At 69.1% G+C, this 20,514-nt stretch carries 20 protein-coding genes; 5 read left to right on the forward strand and 15 right to left on the reverse strand.

Annotation, left to right across the window (positions count from 1 at the left end; all coding sequences use genetic code 11):
• Positions 1-35 precede the first annotated feature (35 nt).
• A complete protein-coding gene (locus tag ACFYVR_RS00770; RefSeq protein ID WP_387468691.1) occupies positions 36-449 on the forward strand; it encodes a pyridoxamine 5'-phosphate oxidase family protein in 414 nt (137 codons plus the stop codon).
• A gap of 75 nt (positions 450-524) precedes the next feature.
• Positions 525-977, forward strand: a complete 453-nt coding sequence (locus ACFYVR_RS00775) for a hypothetical protein (RefSeq protein WP_387468692.1) — start codon at positions 525-527, stop codon at positions 975-977.
• A gap of 4 nt (positions 978-981) precedes the next feature.
• On the opposite strand, the gene ACFYVR_RS00780 is transcribed toward ACFYVR_RS00775, so the two are convergent.
• Together ACFYVR_RS00780 and ACFYVR_RS00785 are read right to left on the reverse strand one after the other, a co-directional pair.
• On the reverse strand, positions 982-1,938 hold the full coding sequence (locus tag ACFYVR_RS00780; RefSeq protein ID WP_387468693.1) for a R2-like ligand-binding oxidase: 957 nt from the start codon (positions 1,936-1,938) through the stop codon (positions 982-984).
• A 74-nt stretch (positions 1,939-2,012) separates the two neighbouring features.
• The gene (locus ACFYVR_RS00785; protein WP_387468694.1) at positions 2,013-3,161 is read right to left on the reverse strand and encodes a M24 family metallopeptidase; all 1,149 of its coding nucleotides are present in this window, start codon (positions 3,159-3,161) and stop codon (positions 2,013-2,015) included.
• A 38-nt stretch (positions 3,162-3,199) separates the two neighbouring features.
• Here ACFYVR_RS00785 and ACFYVR_RS00790 point away from each other — a divergent pair, with 38 nt between their 5' ends.
• Entirely contained in the window at positions 3,200-4,144 is a 945-nt protein-coding gene (locus ACFYVR_RS00790; protein ID WP_387468695.1) for a 5'-3' exonuclease H3TH domain-containing protein, read from the forward strand.
• Positions 4,145-4,164: 20 nt separating this feature from the next.
• Here the strand turns inward: ACFYVR_RS00790 and ACFYVR_RS00795 are convergent, their stop codons facing one another.
• The 7 genes from ACFYVR_RS00795 to pafA all read right to left on the reverse strand — a co-directional run bounded on the left by ACFYVR_RS00795 (position 4,165) and on the right by pafA (position 12,421).
• On the reverse strand, positions 4,165-4,899 hold the full coding sequence (locus tag ACFYVR_RS00795) for a DUF4333 domain-containing protein (protein WP_387468696.1): 735 nt from the start codon (positions 4,897-4,899) through the stop codon (positions 4,165-4,167).
• A gap of 103 nt (positions 4,900-5,002) precedes the next feature.
• Positions 5,003-7,714: a DEAD/DEAH box helicase gene (locus ACFYVR_RS00800; protein ID WP_387468697.1), complete on the reverse strand. Its 2,712-nt coding sequence runs from the start codon at positions 7,712-7,714 to the stop codon at positions 5,003-5,005.
• A gap of 45 nt (positions 7,715-7,759) precedes the next feature.
• The gene (gene tatC / locus ACFYVR_RS00805; protein ID WP_387468698.1) at positions 7,760-8,683 is read right to left on the reverse strand and encodes a twin-arginine translocase subunit TatC; all 924 of its coding nucleotides are present in this window, start codon (positions 8,681-8,683) and stop codon (positions 7,760-7,762) included.
• Positions 8,684-8,757: 74 nt separating this feature from the next.
• Positions 8,758-9,012, reverse strand: a complete 255-nt coding sequence (tatA, locus tag ACFYVR_RS00810) for a Sec-independent protein translocase subunit TatA (RefSeq protein WP_387468699.1) — start codon at positions 9,010-9,012, stop codon at positions 8,758-8,760.
• A 72-nt stretch (positions 9,013-9,084) separates the two neighbouring features.
• Positions 9,085-10,053: a helix-turn-helix transcriptional regulator gene (locus ACFYVR_RS00815; RefSeq protein ID WP_387468700.1), complete on the reverse strand. Its 969-nt coding sequence runs from the start codon at positions 10,051-10,053 to the stop codon at positions 9,085-9,087.
• Positions 10,050-11,036, reverse strand: coding sequence for a helix-turn-helix transcriptional regulator (locus tag ACFYVR_RS00820; RefSeq protein WP_387468701.1), 987 nt, complete (start codon positions 11,034-11,036; stop codon positions 10,050-10,052). Before ACFYVR_RS00820 ends, ACFYVR_RS00815 begins: the two co-directional genes overlap by 4 nt.
• Before the next feature lie 26 nt (positions 11,037-11,062).
• Positions 11,063-12,421, reverse strand: coding sequence for a Pup--protein ligase (gene pafA / locus ACFYVR_RS00825; protein ID WP_387468702.1), 1,359 nt, complete (start codon positions 12,419-12,421; stop codon positions 11,063-11,065).
• Between the two features lie 117 nt (positions 12,422-12,538).
• Here pafA and ACFYVR_RS00830 point away from each other — a divergent pair, with 117 nt between their 5' ends.
• Entirely contained in the window at positions 12,539-13,954 is a 1,416-nt protein-coding gene (locus ACFYVR_RS00830) for a bifunctional phosphatase PAP2/diacylglycerol kinase family protein (protein WP_387468703.1), read from the forward strand.
• Here ACFYVR_RS00830 and prcA read toward each other — a convergent pair.
• The 5 genes from prcA to ACFYVR_RS00855 form a co-directional block, all read right to left on the reverse strand.
• Positions 13,951-14,709 carry a proteasome subunit alpha gene (prcA, locus tag ACFYVR_RS00835; protein ID WP_387468704.1) on the reverse strand — a complete coding sequence of 253 codons (759 nt, stop codon included), beginning with the start codon at positions 14,707-14,709 and terminating at the stop codon, positions 13,951-13,953. The two genes, ACFYVR_RS00830 and prcA, sit on opposite strands and share 4 nt — an antisense overlap.
• Entirely contained in the window at positions 14,706-15,590 is an 885-nt protein-coding gene (gene prcB / locus ACFYVR_RS00840) for a proteasome subunit beta (RefSeq protein WP_387468705.1), read from the reverse strand. The genes prcA and prcB overlap by 4 nt, the downstream gene beginning before the upstream one ends.
• Positions 15,587-15,781 carry a ubiquitin-like protein Pup gene (locus ACFYVR_RS00845; protein ID WP_387468706.1) on the reverse strand — a complete coding sequence of 65 codons (195 nt, stop codon included), beginning with the start codon at positions 15,779-15,781 and terminating at the stop codon, positions 15,587-15,589. Before ACFYVR_RS00845 ends, prcB begins: the two co-directional genes overlap by 4 nt.
• 137 nt (positions 15,782-15,918) lie before the next feature.
• Positions 15,919-17,418 carry a depupylase/deamidase Dop gene (gene dop, locus ACFYVR_RS00850; protein ID WP_387468707.1) on the reverse strand — a complete coding sequence of 500 codons (1,500 nt, stop codon included), beginning with the start codon at positions 17,416-17,418 and terminating at the stop codon, positions 15,919-15,921.
• A 163-nt stretch (positions 17,419-17,581) separates the two neighbouring features.
• Positions 17,582-17,962: a nitroreductase family deazaflavin-dependent oxidoreductase gene (locus ACFYVR_RS00855; RefSeq protein ID WP_387468708.1), complete on the reverse strand. Its 381-nt coding sequence runs from the start codon at positions 17,960-17,962 to the stop codon at positions 17,582-17,584.
• A gap of 35 nt (positions 17,963-17,997) precedes the next feature.
• Here ACFYVR_RS00855 and ACFYVR_RS00860 point away from each other — a divergent pair, with 35 nt between their 5' ends.
• A complete protein-coding gene (locus ACFYVR_RS00860) occupies positions 17,998-18,534 on the forward strand; it encodes an NUDIX domain-containing protein (RefSeq protein ID WP_387468709.1) in 537 nt (178 codons plus the stop codon).
• 57 nt (positions 18,535-18,591) lie between these two features.
• On the opposite strand, the gene arc is transcribed toward ACFYVR_RS00860, so the two are convergent.
• Positions 18,592-20,367 (reverse strand): proteasome ATPase, encoded by a 1,776-nt coding sequence (gene arc, locus ACFYVR_RS00865; protein WP_387468710.1) that lies wholly within the window; start codon positions 20,365-20,367, stop codon positions 18,592-18,594.
• Positions 20,368-20,514 lie beyond the last annotated feature (147 nt).

Consider the following 20,514-nt stretch of genomic DNA (forward strand, 5'->3'; position numbering starts at 1 on the left):
TGCCGGGCCCGAACGGCATGTCCTAACGTCGGGTCATGTCCCGCTCCCCCGCCGGCCCCGCCGCCCTGACCGCCGACGCGCTCGCCTTCCTCACCGATCGGCACCTCGCGTCCCTGACGACATTGCGCCGCAACGGCACCCCGCACGTGGTCGCCGTCGGGTTCACGTGGGATCCCGAGCGCGGGCTGGTGCGGGTGATCACCAGTGGCGGCTCGCAGAAGGCACTCAACGCCGCCCGCGGCGGCTACGGTGCGGTGACGCAGATCGACGGTCCGCGCTGGTTGACGCTCGAGGGGCCCGCCCGCGTCAGCGACGATCCCGAGGACGTCGCCGAGGCCGTCGCCCGGTACGCGCGTCGGTACCGGCAACCGCGGGTGAACCCGACTCGCGTGGTCATCGAGATCACCGTGCAACGAGCGTTGGGCGTGGCGGGGCTACTGGGCCGCTGATCGAGCCTCGACTCGACCCCGACCCCGGCGATACTGTGGATTGGATCACGGGGGAACCCGACCGAGGGGTGAGTCATGAGCGTTTCACGCACGACATCTCGAGTTTCGATCCTGGCAGGTGTGGCGGTCGCCGGCCTGCTCGCGGCAGGACCCGCACAGGCGTTGCCGCCACACCCGTTCGGCCCGCCGGCCCTGACCATCGGCTGCCCCAACCAGGGCAGTCTGATGTCGCTGACCGGGGCCACCGGACAGTCCGGTCCCGAACCGGGCATCAACCCGGGCGAGATCCGGTTCCAGACCTTCCCCGCGGCGCCTCCGATCCCGGCCGCAGGTCAGGTGACCGTCGCGTGGATCAACCTCGACACCGGCCAGACCGGGATCGCGAACCTGGAAGGCACGTACCCGTACTACTCCAAGACGGTGTACACCGGGCGCGGCAACGTCATGGCGACGGTGTTCGGGTCGATCAACCTCGGCAGCATGCCGCTGTGTCAGTCGAACCCGACCTTCGGCAACTTCATCGCCTGAGGGGTCACTTCGCGGCGTCCGCGAAGGCCGCCGCGTCCTCCGCTCCGAAGCGGTCCTCGAGCGCCTCGGGGCTGTAGTCGACGTCGATCTCCTCGAGCGGGCGGCCCCGTGCGGACTCGATCGCCCCGAGCCTGCGCTGGGCCCGGTCCGCGGCGTACGCGAGGAACTCGTCGTTGTCCAGGCCGAACGGCTGCACCTCGAACTGGTCGTTGTTCCAGTTGATCAGCCCGAGCGCCAGCGGCATCAGTTCGGCCATCCGCTGCTGGACGACCTCCCAGTTGCGGTCGTCGGCGGCCACGTGCCGACGGCAGGTGAACGTGCCCCACGCCATGTGTCGCCGCTCGTCGGTACCGATCAGCCGGATCAGCTCCTGCATGCCGGGCAGGATCTCCCATTCGGTGCAGACCTTCTGCCAGGCGAAGTACCCCGTCAACGCCAGGCTGCCCTCGATGACGTGGTTGTAGGTGACGGAGGCCCGCACCTGGTTCGACGGGCTCGGATCGGACTCGAGGGTGCGCAGCGAACTGGGCAACTCCTCGTAGAACAGTTGCCGGTACGACGGGTTGTCGGCGACGAAGGCGTGCATGTCGTCCTTCAGACCGACGGCGTCCATCCACAGCCGGAAGATCTGCGTGTGTTTCGCTTCCTCGAAGCAGAACTGCGTCAGGTACATCTCGTCGCCGAGCCGGCCTTCCGCCGACATCGCGCGCATGAACGGCTGGATGTCCTCGGTGACGGCTTCCTCCCCGGCGATGAACTGGGTGCACAGGAGGCTGGCGCTGCGCTGCTGCTCGCTCGTCAGCCCCACCCAGTCCTCGGCGTCCTGGGCGAAGTCCACGTCCGCCGGATCCCAGAAGTGTGCGTTTCCCTTGGCGAACAGGCGCAGCGGGAACGACTGCCAGTTGAGGCCCCCGGACCTGATGGAGCCGAACCCCTGCCTGCCGAGCGCTGAAGCGGTCATGACTGCACGTCCTCACGACGGATTGATGGTGACCTGAGTCACACACTATGCCCGTGCGGGTCTCGCGGGTGCGGTCAATTCGCGGGCAGCACCGTCAACCCGTGCGGACGGGTGTTCATCGGTTCGCATCCGTCCGCCGTCACCACCACGATGTCCTCGATCCGGGCGCCCCAGTCGCCCCGGAAGTAGACGCCCGGCTCGATGCTGAACGCCATCCCCTCCGCGAGTTCGATCCGGTTGCCCGCCACGATGTACGGCTCCTCGTGCACCGACAACCCGATCCCGTGGCCGGTGCGGTGCACGAACACTTGACCGAGGCCCTCCGCGGCGAGCAGATCGCGCGCCGCCGCGTCCACCGACTCGGCCGTCACACCGGGACGCACCGCCTCCACCGCCGCCTGCTGGGCACGCTCGAGCACCGCGAAGGTCGCGGCCACTTCCGGGCTCGGCTCCCCGAGGCTGTAGGTGCGGGTGCTGTCCGAGTTGTAACCCGGCGCGACCGGTCCGCCGATGTCGACGACCACGACATCGCCGGCCTCGATGACCCGCTCCGACACCTCGTGGTGCGGGTCCGCGCCGTGGGGCCCCGATCCGACGATCACGAACTCGGCGCCGGTGTGACCCTCCTCGACGATCGCCGCGGCGATGTCGGCCGCGACCTCCGCCTCCGTGCGGCCGGGACGCAGCCACTCACCCATCCGCGCGTGCACGCGGTCGATGGCCGCCCCGGCGCGACGCAACGCCTCGATCTCGGCCTGGTCCTTGACCATTCGCAGTTCCCGGAGCACACCGGTGGCGAGCACCGGCGGAGCGCCGAGCGCCGCGGTCAGCGGGATCACGTGCAGCGCGGGCATCGCCTCGGCGACCGCGGTCCGTCCCGGTGTCGGCAGCAGCGAGCCGACGACGGCGTACGGGTCGACACCGTCCACCCAATCCCGCACCGTCAGACCGAGATCGGCGATCGCGGACTCCCCCAGACCGGCCAACTCCAGGGTCGGGACCACCACCGACGGGGTCGCGCCGTCCGCCGGGACGACCAGACACGTGAGCCGCTCGAACGACGCCGCGCCGGACCCGACCAGATACTTCAGGTCCGGGCCGGGCGTGATCAGCAGCGCGTCCAACCCGGAGGCCGCGGTCAGCTCGGCGGCGCGGCGCAGACGGTCGGCGTAGACGGCGGTGGGGAAACGCGCGGCGGAATCGGACTCGCTGTGTGCACTCATGTCACCAGAGGCTAATCCGGTTTGGCAGGATGAGCGGTATGACCGGCCCACTGCTTCTCCTCGACGGCGCGAGCCTGTGGTTCCGCGCGTATTACGCGCTCCCCGAATCGTTCACGGCCCGCGACGGGAGGCCGGTCAACGCGGTGCGCGGGTTCACCGACATGGTGGCCTCGCTGATCACCCGGCACCAACCGGGCCGCCTGGTCGTGTGCCTCGATCTGGACTGGCGGCCCCAGTTCCGCGTCGACCTGGTGCCGTCCTACAAGGCCCACCGCGTCGCCGAGGAGCACGAGGCCGGTCCCGACGTCGAAGAGGTTCCCGACACCCTCACCCCGCAGGTCGACATGATCATGGACGTACTCACCGCGGCGGGCATCGCCACCGCGGGCGCCGTCGGATTCGAGGCCGACGACGTACTCGGCACCCTGGCCGCCCGCGAACGCGAGGACACCGCCGTCGTCGTCAGCGGCGACCGCGACCTGCTGCAGGTCGTCAGCGACGACCCCGTCCCGGTACGCGTGCTGTACGTCGGGCGCGGACTGTCGAAGGCAGAACTGTTCGGTCCCGCCGAGGTGGCCCAGAAGTACGGAGTCCCCACCGACCGGCCGGGCCCCGGCTACGCGGAACTGGCACTACTGCGCGGCGACCCGTCCGACGGCCTGCCCGGCGTCAAGGGGGTCGGAGAGAAGACCGCGTCCACCCTGCTCCTCCAGTACGGTTCCGTCGAGAACCTGCGCGCGGCGGCACTCGACCCAGAATCGGCTCTCGCCAAGGGTGTTCGGAGCAAGCTCGCCGCCGCGGCCGACTACCTCGACGCGGCGCTGCCGGTCGTACGGGTCGCCGTCGACGCACCCGTCGAACTGTCCGGACCCGACAAGCTCCCCACCACCCCGCACGACCCCGACCGGCTCGCGGCCCTCGCCGAGGAGCTCAACATCGGCGCGTCCGTGGGACGACTGACGGTGGCGCTGGCCTCCCGCTGAGCCGGTGACGGACCGGCCGATCAACGCGAGGTCGGCCGGCTCACCTCGTACTTGCCCTCGGAGTCGGTGAACGTCGCGGTCACCGACTGCGGCTTCCCGTTCACCGTCAGGGTGCAGGTGAACGTCGCCCCCTGCTCGACCTTCCGGCCCGCCGGGCAGCTGACGTCGTCGATGCCGGTGATGCCGTACGACCCGGTCAGCACCTGCTCGACGCCGCGCTCGGCCGCCGCCTGGTCCAAGGTGGTGTCGCCCCCGACGAGGACGACGGCGAGGATCACGCCGATCACCAGGACCGCCGCCGCGCCGAGGCCGATCCAGAGCGGGGTCTTCGACGTCGGCGCGGCCCCGGCGGGCGGCGCGTACTGCGGGTAGGGTTGCTGACCGTACTGCGCCTGACCGTACTGCGGCTGGCCGTACGGCGAGTAGGGCTGCTGCGGGTACTGGGCCGCCGGGAACTGTCCGGTCGGACCCTGAGCCGGGTACTGGTACTGCTGCCCCTGAGCCGGGTACTGGTACTGCTGCCCCTGAGGCGGGTACTGGTACTGCGGTTGCTGCGGATAGGCCTGGGGGTACTGGCCCTGCTGCGGATACTGCTGGTACTGCTGCGGGTACGGCTGCGGCTGCGCGCTCCACGCCTGCTGTCCCCACTGCTGGGGGTTCGACTGCTGCTGCGGGATCGCGGTCGTCGGCTGGGGCGCTCCCGGGGGCGTCACCTGCTCGCCGGTGCCGTTCGATCGGTCATCGGGGCCGCTCATCCTTGCCTCCACTCACCCTCCGGTGCCGTCCTCGTGTCGCCCCCGTCCCAGGTCCCCCCTGAAGTCCGGCAGAGCGTCAGCCATCCAATCACACAACCACCGCTCAAGCCGCGTCCACCGCCACCACGCCACGCCGGATGGCCCCGACCGCCTTCGCCGCCGCCGACCGCGTCTCGCTGTCGGGAGCGGTCTGGTGAACCTGATCCAGCAGGTCGATCACCTGACGGCACCAGCGCACGAAATCGCCGGCGGACAGCGCCTGGCCCCGGTCGCCCGCCGCGACCAGCGCATCGACCAGAGGCTCACCACGCGCCCACTTGTGGATCGCGGTCACGAACCCGAAGTCGGGCTCCCGCGTCAACGCCAGTTTGTGCCGAACCTCGTCCGTCCGCAGCGCCGACCACAACTGCACCGTCTCGCCGAGCGCATGCCGGACCGGCGCGGTCGGACCGCGGTCGGCGACCGATGCGTCCTGACGGGACTCGAACACCAGCGCCGAGACGACCGCCGCCAACTCTGCCGGCGCCAACCCCTTCCACGTTCCGCGGCGCAGGCATTCGGCGACGAGCAGATCGCTTTCCGAGTACAGCCGCATCAACCGGCGGCCGTCGTCGGTCACCGCGCCCGCGGCATCCGTGTACCCGCGCTCGGCGAGAAGCTTCAGGATCCGGTCGAACGTGCGGGCCAGCGAGTTGGTGGTCGCCGCGACCTTCTGCCGTTTCGAGTCCGTCTCCCGCGACAACCGGTTGTACTTCTCCCCGATCCGGCTGAGCCGGTCCCGATCCGGATCGGTGTGGCAGGGATGCGACCGCAGTGCACGCCGCAGCGACGCCAGTTCGCGATCGCTCGCCGCCGGTGACTTGCGCTTCGAGTAACGGCCGGGCGCGACGATCCCGGTGCTGCGCAGCGCCGACGCCAGGTCGCGGCGGGTGCGAGCGGTGCGGTGTTCGATGTGTCGTGGCAGCCGCATCGTGCCGAGCGCTTTCGCCGGACTGGGGAAATCGGCCGCCGAGATCCGCCCCGCCCACTTGTCCTCGGTCAACACGAGAGGACGCGGATCGGTCGGGTCGGTGTCGGTCTCGAGCACCACCGCCAGCCCGGACCGCCGGCCCGTCGGGATGGCGATGACGTCGCCGCGTCGCAGGGCGGTCAGCGCGGACACCGAGTCGTTGCGCCGGTCGGTGCGGCCCTGACGTTCCAGCTGGCGCTCCCGTTCCCGCAGCCGCTCCCGCAACCGCGCGTACTCGAAGAACTCGCTGTCCTCACCACCGAGCTGCTCGAGCAGCTCGGCGATCGCCTTCTCGTCCTTGTCGATCGAACGCACGAGCCCGACCACCGACCGGTCCGCCTGGAACTGCGCGAACGACCGCTCGAGGAGCGAGCGGGACTCGGCGGCACCCATCCGGTCGATCAGGTTGATGGACATGTTGTAGGACGGCCGGAACGAGCTGCGCAGGGGGAAGGTGCGCGTCGACGCGAGGCCCGCGACCTCGGTGGCCTCGACACCCGGCTGCCACAGCACCACGGCGTGCCCCTCGACGTCGATCCCGCGCCGGCCCGCGCGGCCGGTGAGCTGCGTGTACTCGCCCGGCGTCAACTCGGCGTGGGTCTCCCCGTTGAACTTGACCAGCCGTTCGAGCACCACCGTCCGGGCCGGCATGTTGATGCCGAGCGCGAGGGTTTCCGTCGCGAAGACCGCCCGTACCAGACCCTTGACGAACAGTTCCTCGACCGTGTGCCGGAACGCGGGCAGCATCCCCGCGTGGTGGCCGGCGATACCCCGCTCGAGGCCTTCGCGCCACTCCCAGTACCCCAGAACCGCCAGGTCCTGTTTCGGCAGATCGCCGGTGTGCTTCTCGATGATCTCGGCGATCTCGTCGGCCTGGTCCTCGGTGGTCAGCTGCAGCCGCGACCGCAGACACTGGGTGACCGCGGCGTCGCAGCCCGCGCGGCTGAAGATGAAGGTGATCGCCGGGAGCAACCCCTCGGCGTCGAGGCGGGCGATCACCTCGGGGCGCGGCAGCGGACGGTTCGCCGCACTCGGGGGCCGGCCGCCGCCGCGCCCTCGGCCGCGCGGCTGCCAGGTCTCGAACCTGTCGAGGGCCTGACGTTCCTTCAGGTGCCGGACCAGGTTGCGATCGACGACCAGTCGGGCCGACGGGTCCGCGTCCTGCGCGGAGGTGTCGAACAGGTCGAACATGCGCTTGCCGACCATCACGTGCTGCCACAACGGGACGGGACGGACCTCGTCGACGATGACCTTCGTGTCGCCGCGGACGGTCCCCATCCAGGAGCCGAACTCCTCGGCGTTGCTGACCGTCGCGGACAGGCTGACCAGCCGGACGTCCTCGGGCAGGTGCAGGATCACCTCTTCCCACACCGCGCCGCGGAAGCGGTCGGCGAGGAAGTGCACCTCGTCCATCACCACGTGCGACAGTCCGCGCAGCGTCGGCGAGTTCGCGTACAGCATGTTCCGCAGGACCTCGGTGGTCATCACCACGACGGGGGCGTCGGAGTTGATGCTCACGTCACCGGTGAGCAGCCCCACCGACGCCTTGCCGTACCGCTCGACCAGGTCGGCGTACTTCTGGTTGCTCAGCGCCTTGATCGGGGTCGTGTAGAAGCACTTGTGTCCGGACACCAGCGCGAGGTGAACGGCGAATTCCCCGATCACCGTCTTGCCCGCACCCGTCGGTGCGCACACCAGGACACCGTGTCCGGATTCCAGGGCGCGGCACGCCTCCACCTGGAACCCGTCCAGGGGAAAGCTCAACTGCGCGGCGAAGAGGTCGAGTTCCACAGCGTGAGGATCCACACCCCCAAGGCTATCGACACCGTCGGACAGTCGACGCCCCGCGGCCTAGAGCGTGTCCGAGTAGTCCTCGACGCGCCCCGGTCGGTCGATGTCGGTGACATCGTCGAGCGGGGACGCCTCGTCGTCGCTGAGCGCACCCCACCCCTCGGACTCCTTGCGGGCCTTGCGCTTGTCGTGGAGTCGGGCGGCCTGGATCGCGACCTCGAGCAGCACGGTGAGGGCAACCGCGAGCACGAGCATCGAGAACGGATCCTGGCCCGGGGTCGCGATCGCCGCGAACACGAACATGCCCATCACGAGGCCACGCCGCCACGCCTTGAGCTTCTCGTAGGACAGGATGCCCACGGAGTTCAACGCGACAATGAGCAGGGGGATCTCGAAGCTGACACCGAAGATGACGAGCAGGTTGATCACGAAGCCGAAGTACTCGGCGCCGCTGAGCGCGGTGACCTGGACGTCGCCACCGATGGTCAGGAGGAAGTGCAACGCCTTGGACACGACGAGGTAGGCGAGGACGGCACCGGCGACGAACAGTGCCGCCGCGGAACACACGAATCCGATCGCGTAGCGGCGTTCCTTGGCGTACAGGCCGGGAGTGATGAAGGCCCACAGTTGGTACAGCCAGACCGGGCACGCGAGGACGATGCCCGCGGTCAGCGACACCTTGAAGCGCAGCATGAACTGCTCGAACGGCGCCGTCGCGAGGAGGCGACACGAGCCGTCGGAGGTGAGGTCGGCCCGCGATTCCGGTGGCAGCGAGCAGTACGGTCCGCGAAGGATCTCACCGAGACTTTCGAGGCCGAAGATCTGGTGCGAGTACCAGAAGAAGCCGAACGCGGTGGTCACCACGATCGCCAGCAGCGACCACAGCAACCGCGTCCGCAGCTCGTACAGATGGTCGACCAACGACATCGTGCCGTCGGGATTGACCCGGCGCCTGCTGCGCCGCGGGTCGAAGGGGATACGCACTGATTCGGGCCCTGCTTCTGGTCAGCCGTGATCCGGGGCGCTCACCGCACCCCGAACTCACCTGGTCGTTCTGGCTACGACGCCTTCGTCTCGGTCTGCGGGGTCTCGGCGACGGTGGCCTGGACCTCCGGCGTGGTGGGGAGCTGCGCCGGCTGTGCGGGCGCGGCAGCGGACGAGCCGCCGTCGGTCTGCATTTCCTTCATCTCGCTCTTGAAGATCCGCAGCGACCGGCCGAGTCCGCGGGCCGCGTCGGGAAGCTTCTTGGAACCGAACAGAATCACGACAACCAGCGCCACAATGGCCCAGTGCCAGGGGCTCATTGCACCCATGTCAACCTCCAGAGATCAGTTGGCTCGATGCTACCGGACCAGGACGGCACGGGCAGGGCCGATTGCTGGGAGTCAGCTGCCGACCTGCTGGTGGTACATCTCCAGGGCGGCCCGCGCCCGACTCCGGACCGACTCGGACAATTCCGGTGGCCCCAACACCTGCACCCCGATCCCGAACCCGGCCATCAACCGGGCCATCCAGTCGAGTGTCGCAAATCTCATCGACGCCTCGACCGACCCGTCCGCGCGGACCACCACGTCCGTCATCGGGTAGTAGTCCATCACCCACACGTGATCCGCGGCGATCAGCAGCCGGGCCTGCGGCAGCGTGTCGTCGTCGTGGAACAGGTCCAGCGAGGACGACTCGGTCAGAGCGTCCTCCGGGGGCCGCGACGGCTCGTCCAGTTCGACCGCCGCGTCGATCCGGTCGTATCGGAACAGCCGTACGCCACCGGCGAGCCGGCACCACGCCTGCAGGTAGCTGTGGTTGTCCACCAGGACCACCCGGACCGGGTCGACGACCCGCCGGGTCACCGCGTCCCGCGACGCGGAGAAGTAGGTGATGTCGAGCGCGTTCCCGTGCCGGACCGCCGACCGCACGGCCCTGACCGCCGGGCTCTCCGGCCCCGGATCGGCGCTCGCCGGGGTGACCACGCCGCCGGCGGCGACTCCGGCGGCCGATTCGATCTTCGCGATCGCGCCCCGCACCGACGACGGGTCCGCCGTGCCGGGCAGTTCGACCAGCGCGCGCAGGGCGATGAGCAGGGACATGGCCTCGGTCGAGGTGAGCCGCAACGGTCGGTCGATTCCGGCCGAGAAGCTGACCTGAACGGTCTCCTCCTCGAACGACAGGTCGATCAGGTCGCCCGGGCCGTATCCGGGCAACCCGCACACCCACAGCTGATTCAGGTCGGTGGTCAGCTGCGTCTCGGTGACTCCGAGTTCCGCCGCCGCCTCCGCCTTCGTGATACCGGGGTTGGCGACGAAGTACGGGACCATGTTCAGCAACCGGGACAGCCTCTGGGACAGTCGCTGGCTCATCTGTCCTCCCCTGCCGCGACGGTCAACCGCGTCACGACGTCCTCGACGAGTTCCGGTGGGGTGAGCGCGACGGCGTCCTCGCCGTATCCGGCGATCAGCCGCGACAACCAGGGCCGGGATCGCACCGGAACCTCGAGAACCGTTCCCGCTCGCCCACCGACGGTGGCGGCACGGTCCTCCCGGCCGAGCCGCCGCAGTTCCTGCGCCCGGCCGTCCCGTACCCACACGGTCGCGGTGCCGGTGACATCCCTGGTTCCGACCACCCTCCGGACGATCGCGCGCAGGTCCGTTCCCGCCGGTTTGTGGACGGCGCCGCGCTCACCGACGGCGGTCACCTCGCCACCGATGCGGGACAGCCGGAACGTGCGGACGGCGCCCCGGTCGGTGTCGTGACCGACCAGGTACCACCGGCCGTCGTGGGTGACGACACCCCACGGCTCGACGTTCCGGGTGACGAACGGGGCGTTGGGCGCCGACCGATGCTCGAACCGGACGGCCTGGCCCGCTTCGATCGCGGCGAGAACCTGCTCGAGCGCGGGCTCGGATCCCCGAACCCGGGCGGGCAGCGCGGTGAACAACGCCGACGCGGATTCCTGGTCGACCGCGATCCCGGCGGCGCGAAGCTTCAACACCGCGCCCTGCGCGGCCGACGTGAGCTCCGGCGACTCCAGCAACCTCACAGCGATCGCCACGGCGCCGGATTCCTCACTGGTCAGGTCGATCTCCGGCAGCGCGTACGCCTCCGGGCTGATGCGGTATCCCTCGACCGATCCGTACCGCGACGCCTGCCCGGTCTCCAGCGGCACACCGAGGTCACGCAGTTCGTTCTTGTCCCGCTCGAACATCCGGCTGAACGCCTCGTCGCTCGCCGACTCGTCGTAGCCCGCAACGCTGCGGCGGATCTTGTCCGCGGTCAGGAACTGCCGGGTCGAGAGCAGGCAGATGACGAGATTCATCAGCCGCTCGACTTTGCTGGTCGCCACGAATCAGCAGCCTAACGGCACCGCCGTCACATCGACGCGATGAGCCTCTCGACGCGTTCGTCCACAGCCCGGAAGGGGTCCTTGCACAGCACCGTCCGCTGCGCCTGGTCGTTCAGCTTGAGGTGAACCCAGTCGACGGTGAAGTCGCGGCCCGCGTCCTGCGCGGCGGCGATGAAGTCGCCCCGCAACTTCGCCCGCGTGGTCTGCGGCGGGGTGTTCACCGCAGCGTCGATCTGCTCGTCCTCGGTGACACGCTTGGCGAGCCCCTTGCGCTGCAACAGGTCGAAGACCCCACGACCACGTTTGATGTCGTGGTAGGCCAGGTCGAGTTGCGCGATCTTCGGATCCGACAGCTCCAGGTTGTGCTTGTCCTGGTAGCGCTGGAACAGCTTGCGCTTGATCACCCAGTCGACCTCCGTGTCGACCTTCGCGAAGTCCTGCGACTCGACGGCGTCGAGCACCCGCCCCCACAGTTCGACGACATGCGCGACCTGGGGGTCCGGCTCCCGATTGTGAAGGTGTTCGACGGCGCGGGCGTGGTATTCGCGCTGAATGTCGAGTGCGCTCGCCTGGCGTCCGCCCGCCAACCGCACGGGCCGTCGGCCGGTCAGGTCGTGGCTGACCTCACGGATCGCGCGGATCGGGTTGTCGAGCGCGAAGTCGCGGAACGACACGCCGGCTTCGATCATCTCGAGAACGAGCGACGCGGTGCCGACCTTGAGCATCGTGGTGGTCTCGGACATGTTCGAGTCGCCGACGATGACGTGCAGCCGGCGGTACTTCTCGGCGTCCGCGTGCGGCTCGTCGCGGGTGTTGATGATCGGGCGGGACCGCGTGGTCGCGGAGGACACACCCTCCCAGATGTGCTCGGCCCGCTGCGACAGGCAGAACGTCGCCGACTTCGGGGTCTGGAGTACCTTGCCCGCGCCGCAGATCAGCTGCCGGGTGACGAGGAACGGGAGCAGTACGTCCGAGATGCGGGAGAACTCGCCCGCCCGTACGACGAGGAAGTTCTCGTGGCAGCCGTACGAATTGCCGGCGGAGTCGGTGTTGTTCTTGAACAGGTAGATGTCGCCGCCGATGCCCTCCTCGGCGAGCCGCTGCTCGGCGTCGATCAGGAGGTCCTCGAGGACGCGCTCACCCGCGCGGTCGTGGGTGACGAGCTGGACCAGGCCGTCGCACTCGGCCGTCGCGTACTCGGGGTGCGAACCGACGTCGAGGTACAGCCGGGCCCCGTTCCGCAGGAACACGTTGGAGCTGCGACCCCACGACACCACCCGGCGGAACAGGTACCGGGCCACCTCGTCAGGGCTCAGTCGCCTGTGACCGTGGAAGGTGCAGGTCACACCGAACTCGGTCTCAATTCCCATGATTCGTCGCTGCACACTTCGACAGTACAACGCCGGACGGCTTTGCCACCCGGTTCACGACGCGCCTCCGGGCTCTACTGTGGGAACGTGGCCGAAGTGAGACTTTTTCCCGAGAAAACCGACCGTGCGGTCATGCGGCTGAGCGCCGAGCTGCCACCGTCCCAACTGGACGGGGCCCTGCGCGCGCTGAGCAACGCGGCGAACCACAGCGCAGTGTGGATGGGGGTGTCCGTCGGGCTCGGTCTGGCCGGCGGACGCGCCCGACGCGCCGCGGTCCGCGGCATGCTGTCGGTCGCCGCGGCCAGTGCCCTGTCGAACGCGGTGCTCAAACCGTTGCTGCCGCGGCGGCGGCCACCGGCGGGGACACCGGAGTTCCACAGTCGACGCGGGCTGCCCGCGCCGCGCTCGTCGTCGTTCCCGTCCGGACACTCCGCGTCGGCCGCGGCGTTCGCCACGGGTGTCGCGCTCGAGTACCCGGTGGCAGGAGCCGCGATCGCCCCGCTCGCTGCCGCCGTCGCCTACTCACGTGTCCACACCGGCGTGCACTGGCCCTCGGATGTCGCGGTCGGTCTCGCGGTCGGCAGCGCGATCGCCCTGTCGACCCGACGCTGGTGGGCCCTGCGGACCGAGGAGCCCGCGACGCTCGGCCCGGACCATCCCGCCCAGGCCCTGCCCGACGGCGACGGCATGGTCGTGTTCGTCAATCCCGACTCCGGCGCCGACGACGGCACCCGCGCGGAAGTCGAAGCGGCGCTGACCAGGGCACGCGTGGTCGAGTTCGACGCCGAGCGGGACTTCGGCGAGCAGATCGACGACGTCGTCACCACCCTGTCCCCGAAGGCCCTCGGCGTGTGCGGCGGCGACGGAACGGTCGTGACAGTGGCCGCGGCCGCGGCGCGGCACGACCTGCCGCTGGCCGTCTTCCCGGGCGGCACTCTCAACCACTTCGCCCGCGACGCCGGGGTCGGGGACATCGCATCGACGGCCGGTGCGATCGGCGACGGCAGCGCCGAACTCGTCGATCTCGGCACGGTCGCCGTGGACGGCGAGCCGCCGTTGACGTTCGTCAACACGGCGAGCCTCGGCGGCTACCCGGACTCCGTCCGGTTGCGCGAACACTGGGAACCCCGGCTGGGCAAGTGGCCGGCGGCCGCGCTGGCGATGGCCCGGGTCCTGGCCTCGGCGACGCCGCTCCCCGTCACCATCGACGGCGAACACCACTCGGTGTGGATGCTGTTCGTCGGCAACGGCCGCTACTCCCCCGCCGACCAGGTCCCGATGTCACGCCCGGAGATCCACCGCGGCACCATCGACGTGCGGTATCTGCTGGCCGACCGACGCTTCTCCCGGCTGCGCCTGGTGGCCGCGGCCGCCACCGGCACACTCGGATCGTCGCCGACGTACGTCCAGAAGAACACTCGGTCCGTCACCGTCGAGATCGACGGCGAGTCGATCGCGCTGGCGACCGACGGCGAGGTCATCGCCGACGGTCGCCGCTTCGACTTCCGGAGCGAGCCCCAGCAGGTGGCGCTCTATCGCGCGACCTAGGCGGGGTCTCCGGACTGCGGGGCCGCCTCCCCGGGCTCCGGGACGGCCGGCAGGAGCGCCTCGAGCGCGGCACCGGTGATCCGGCGGAACGCCCGACGTGGACGGGACTGGTCGAGCACCGCGACCTCGAGGCTGGACACGCCCAGCGCACGACGCTCCGCCTCCCCGTTCCCGGTGGGTGTTCCGTCCTGGAGTGCCGCAATCGCGACTGCCACGGCGGAGCCGAGATCCATTCCCGGCCGGTACGACTCTCGCAACGCGGTGAGAATCGGCTCGGTCGCCCCGCCCATCACCACGAACTGCTGCTCGTCGACGATCGAGCCGTCGTAGGTGATCCGATACAACTGCGCATGGTGCGGCTGATCGCTGCGTCCCACCTCGGCGACACACAACTCGACCTCGTACGGCTTCGGCTGCTCGGTGAAGATCGTGCCGAGCGTCTGCGCGTACGCATTGGCCAGCGACCGGCCGGTGACGTCGCGGCGATCGTACGAGTACCCGCGCATGTCGGCGTGCATGATGCCCGACCGGCGCAGGTTCTCGAACTCGTTGTACTTCCCGACGGCCGCGAAACCGAGCCGGTCGTACAGCTCACTGACCTTGTGCAGCGACGACGACGGGTTCTCCGCCACGAACAGCACCCCGTCCGCGTACGTCAGCGCGATCACGCTGCGGCCACGGGCAATTCCCTTGCGCGCCAACTCCGAGCGATCCCGCATGATCTGCTCGGCGGAGGCGTAGTAAGGCATCGTCACGGCGTGTCACCTGCCTTCCCCGTGCGGTCCGCGATCACGGCGCGGGCGATCTCGGCAAGCCTGTCCTCCGGCATCTCCACGGCGCCGGCATCGGTGATCACGACCGCGGTGGGATAGATGCCCCGCGTCAGATCCGGTCCGCCGGTCGCGGAGTCGTCGTCGGCAGCGTCGTACAGCGCCTCCACGGCGGCCCGGAGAGCACCCGTTTCGTCGGCCGACGCATCGTAGATCTTCTTCAGCGCCGACTTCGCGAACAGCGAACCCGAACCGACCGCGTGGTACCCGGATCGCTCCTCGTACCGGCCACCGACCACGTCGTAGGACACGATCCGGCCGGCCTGCGCGGGCCCGGCGGCGTCCAGGTCGTAGCCGACGAGCAGCGGGACCACCGCGAGGCCCTGCATCGCGGCCCCCAGGTTGCCGCGCACCATCGACGAGAGCCGGTTGGCCTTGCCGTCGAAGGTGAGCGGGACGCCCTCGATCTTCTCGTAGTGCTCGAGTTCCACCGCGAACAGACGGACCAGTTCGATCGCGACGCCCGCAGTGCCCGCGATTCCGGCAGCCGAGTAGTCGTCGGTGACGTAGACCTTCTCGACGTCCCTGCTGGCGATCAGGTTGCCCATCGTCGCGCGGCGATCGCCGGCGAGCACGACACCCTCCGCGAAGGTCAACGCGACGATCGTGGTGCCGTGCGGGGCGATGTCGGAGCGGCCGTGCATCGGCTCACCCCGACCCACGGGCGAGGCGAAGTCGAAACGGTTCTCCGGCAGCAGTTCCGGCGCGTGCGCACGCAGATGCTCGGTGAACGAGGACAGCCGCGAATCGAACCGCAGCAGCTCGCCACCCATCACCGAACGCGACGCCGGGGAATCGGCCGTCACTGGCCGCCCTTTTGCACGTACGCGCGCACGAAGTCCTCGGCGTTCTCTTCCAACACGTCGTCGATCTCGTCGAGCAGGTCGTCGGTCTCCTCCGCGAGCTTCTCCCGACGTTCCTGCCCCGCACCACCGTCACCGGTGATCGCATCGTCGTCGTCGCCACCGCCGCCGCGTTTGGTCTGCTCCTGCGCCATAGCCGCCGACCTCCTCGTTCTCTTGCACTGCTACCCGCACACCAGTGTGCGCTCGTGCGTGGACCTTCACCCTACCGATCACAGTCGACACCCGGATGATTCACGTTCGTGGCGGACGCGAACGTGTCGTGCCCCGGTCAGGTGGTCAGCTGGTCGACCAGGTCGGACGCCGACTCCGCCGCCTCCAGCAACGCACCGACGTGCGCCTTGCTGCCGCGCAGCGGCTCCAGCGTCGGAATCCGGACCAGGGAGTCGCGACCGAGGTCGAAGATCACCGAGTCCCAGCTCGCGGCCGCGATGTCGGCGCCGAACCGGCGCAGGCACTCGCCCCGGAAGTAGGCGCGGGTGTCCGTCGGCGGGTTGGCGATCGCGTCGAGCACCTCCTGCTCGGTGACCAGACGCTCGATCGAGCCACGGGCGACCAGCCGGTTGTACAACCCCTTGTCGAGCCGGACGTCCGAGTACTGCAGGTCGAGCATGTGGAGCTTCGGCGCCGACCAGGCGAGACCCTCCCGATTGCGGAAGCCCTCGAGAATCCGCAGTTTCGCCGGCCAGTCCAGCAGGTGCGCGCACTCGAGCGGGTCCCGCTCGAGGAGGTCGAGAACGAGCGCCCACTTGTCGAGGATGTCCGCGACCCGCGGATCGTCGTTGCCGTTGCGCTCCGCGAACGCAGCCGCCCGTTCGTGATAGATCCGTTGCAGCGCGAGCCCGGTGAGCTCGCGTCCGTCGGCCAGCGCCACGGTCTGACGCAGGGTCGGGTCGTGACTGATCAGGTGGACCGCCGTCACGGGCCGGGCCAACTGCAGATCCGTCAGGTCGACGCCGGCCTCGATCAGGTCGAGAACCAGAGCGGTCGTCCCGACCTTCAGGTACGTCGACCACTCGGCGAGATTGGCGTCGCCGATGATCACGTGCAGCCGGCGGTACTTCTCGGCGTCGGCGTGCGGCTCGTCGCGCGTGTTGATGATCCCGCGCTTGAGCGTGGTCTCGAGTCCGACCTCCACCTCGATGTAGTCGGCGCGCTGCGACAACTGGAAACCGGCCTCGTCACCGGACTGCCCGATCCCGACGCGGCCGGACCCGGTGATCACCTGCCGGGACGCGAAGAAGGGCGTCAGGCCGGCGATGATCGCGGAGAACGGCGTCTCGCGGGAGCACAGGTAGTTTTCGTGCGTGCCGTACGACGCGCCCTTGCCGTCGACGTTGTTCTTGTACAGCTGCAGCCGGGGCGCTCCGGGGACGCTCGACGCGTGCCGGGCCGCGGCCTCCATGACCCGCTCCCCCGCCTTGTCCCAGATCACGGCGTCCATCGGGTCGGTCACCTCGGGCGCGGAGTACTCCGGGTGCGCGTGGTCGACGTACAGACGGGCGCCGTTGGTCAGGATCATGTTGGCGGCGCCGACCTCGTCGGCGTCGATCACCGGGGCGGGGCCGTTGAACCTGCCCAGGTCGAACCCTCGGGCGTCCCTCAAGGGCGACTCCACCTCGTAGTCCCACCGGGTCCGCTTCGCCCGTGGCACTCCTGCTGCCGCCGCGTACGCCAACACCGCCTGCGTGGAGGTCAGGATGGGGTTCGCCGTCGGCTCCGACGGGGACGAAATCCCGTACTCGACCTCGATACCGATGATCCGCTGCATGGCGTCGAGGGTAGATCCTCCAGGCCGCGCACCGGCGCATGCCCGGCTCCGGCGCCGGCTCGTTGCTGTCGTGCAGGTCCGGAGGGTGGCGATCTTGCCGGAACCGAACCTAATTGCCGATAAGTTGCGTTATGACATTATTGCAGTACACCGGAACGCCGGGTCACTCCGAGATCCGGCACTGCAGAAAGCCGCTCGCACCGATCTTCGTCAGGATCCAGCGCATCGGTACGTGCGCCCACGTCGCACCTCGGTCCTCCCCCACCACCGGCTCGGTGAGCGTGACGAGCCTCCCTCGTGTGGCGATGTCGACATGCCCCGCCGCAACGACGTTGCGCACCCAGTCGCTCTCCCGCCCGTAGGTGAGCGCGAAGCGGTAACCAGGGCCGTACCGGAAGCAGCTGACCGGTGTCCGGTACAGCCGGCCGGAGCGCCGACCACGATGCAGCACGATCGCGAACCCCGGAAGCCAACCCGCGACCGGGAGCGCGATGCGGTTGGTCACCACCCTGTTGAACCGTGCGAGTCGTCTCGGAAGGGGCACCCTGCCACGGTAGCCCCGCGTGACACGATGGCGGGATGACTCCTCCGCCCGACCCCGGCGCCCCCTCCGACGAGATCGTCACCGTCTACGACGAGGTGGGTACCGCGATCGGAACCGCGCCGCGCTCGCGGGTGTACGCGGAGGGCCTGTGGCACGCCAGCGCCGGGGTGCTCGTGCGGTCGGGTGACGGGCAGCGGATCTACGTCCACCGCCGCTCCCCCGGCAAGGCGGTGTTCGGCGGCATGCACGACTGCCTCGCCGGCGGCGTCGTCGACCCGGGCGAGACACCCGCCGACACCGCGGTACGCGAACTCGAGGAGGAACTCGGGATCCGAGGAGCACCCCTCGAGTCACTCGCGAAAGCCTCCTGGGACGGCGAGTGGGCCGGGAAACCGTTGCGCTGCCATCTGTTTGCGTTCGAGTGCCGATGGGACGGGCCGATCGTGCATCAACCCAGCGAGATCGTCGACGGGTGGTGGTGGACCGACGAGCAACTGCGGACCCACCTCGCCGACCCCGGCTGGCCGTTCGTCCCCGACACGCGGGCGCTGCTCACCGGCACCGTGTGGTGACGAGGCGGCGGTGGGGCGGTGCACGAAGACCGCACCGCCCCACCGCCGTCAACTGTTCTACAGGTACTGACCGGTGTTCGACTCGGTGTCGATCGCACGGCTGGCACTGGCGTTCTTGCCGGTGACCAGGGTGCGGATGTACACGATCCGCTCCCCCTTCTTGCCCGAGATCCGGGCCCAGTCATCTGGATTGGTGGTGTTGGGCAGGTCCTCGTTCTCCGAGAACTCGTCGACGATGGAGTCGAAGAGGTGCTGCACCCGCAGACCGGGCGCCCCGGTTTCCAGCACCGCCTTGATCGCGTACTTCTTCGACCGGTCGACGATGTTCTGGATCATCGCTCCGGAGTTGAAGTCCTTGAAGTACAGGACCTCCTTGTCACCGTTGGCGTACGTGACCTCGAGGAATCGGTTCTCGTCGCTCTCGGCGTACATCCGGTCCACGACCCGCTCGATCATCGCCTTGATGCACGCGGTCCGGTCGCCACGGAACTCGGCGAGGTCGTCGGCGTGCACCGGCAGCGTCTCCGTCAGGTACTTGGAGAAGATGTCCTGCGCGGACTCCGCGTCCGGGCGTTCGATCTTGATCTTCACGTCGAGGCGCCCGGGACGCAGGATCGCGGGGTCGATCATGTCCTCGCGGTTCGACGCACCGATCACGATGACGTTCTCGAGACCCTCCACACCGTCGATCTCGCTGAGCAGCTGCGGCACGACGGTGGTCTCGACGTCGGACGAGACACCGGACCCGCGGGTACGGAAGATCGAGTCCATCTCGTCGAAGAACACGATCACCGGGGTGCCCTCGGACGCCTTCTCGCGCGCCCGCTGGAAGATCATCCGGATGTGCCGCTCGGTTTCACCGACGAACTTGTTGAGCAGCTCCGGACCCTTGATGTTGAGGAAGTACGACTTCGCCTCCTTTGCATCCTGGCCCCTGGCCTCCGCGATCTTCTTCGCGAGCGAGTTCGCGACCGCCTTCGCGATGAGCGTCTTGCCACACCCGGGTGGGCCGTACAGCAGAACACCCTTCGGCGGCCGCAGCGCGTATTCGTGGAAGAGATCCTTGTGCAGGAAGGGCAGCTCCACGGCGTCGCGAATCTGCTCGATCTGCCTGCCGAGGCCACCGATGTCGCCGTAGTCGACGTCCGGGACCTCCTCGAGGACGAGATCCTCGACCTCCGCCTTCGGGATGCGTTCGAATGCGTAGCCGGCCTTGGTGTCGACCAACAGGGAATCGCCGGGCCGCAGCTTCCGGGTCGGCGAGTCGATGTCCTCGTCGTCCGGATGCAACGTCGCTTCCGACGCGGCGACCGCCAGCGGATGTGCGAGCCACACCACCCGCTCCTCGTCCGCATGCCCGACCACCAGTGCGCGTTCGCCGTCGTCGAGCACCTCGCGGAGCGAGCAGATCTCACCGATCCGCTCGAACGCCCCCGCCTCGACCACGGTGAGCGCCTCGTTCAGGCGGACCGTCTGGCCCGGTTTGAGGGTTTCCGCGTCGACGTTCGGAGAGCACGTCAACCGCATCTTGCGTCCAGAAGTGAACACGTCGACGGTCTGGTCCTCGTGCGCGAGGATCAGCACGCCGTAGCCACTGGGGGGCTGGCCGAGCCGGTCGACCTCCTCCCGGAGTGCGATCAACTGCTGGCGGGCCTCCTTGAGAGTGTCCATCAGCTTCGAGTTCCGGATGGAGAGGGAATCCACCCGCGACTCGAGTTCACGCACCTGTTCAGGTGACTGGGCAAGTTGTCGCCGCAGGGCCGCGGCCTCGAGCTTGAGAGCCTCGAGTTCCGCCCTGGCAGCCTGCGAGTCCGGATTCTCAGTTGCGCTCATGTGCGACTCCTCCCAGTTCGATCCATCAACGCTACCGCCGTACGACCGAAAGTGCGTTGTGACACTTGAGAGATCGCACACTGTGGGAAGTCCCGGCGACCCGAGACCCGCCTCTACTCATGTTAGCCTCACCTACATTCGATTCGG

Origin of the sequence: Rhodococcus sp. NPDC003318 (assembly GCF_042879035.1) — a bacterium.
Lineage (GTDB): Bacteria > Actinomycetota > Actinomycetes > Mycobacteriales > Mycobacteriaceae > Rhodococcus_G.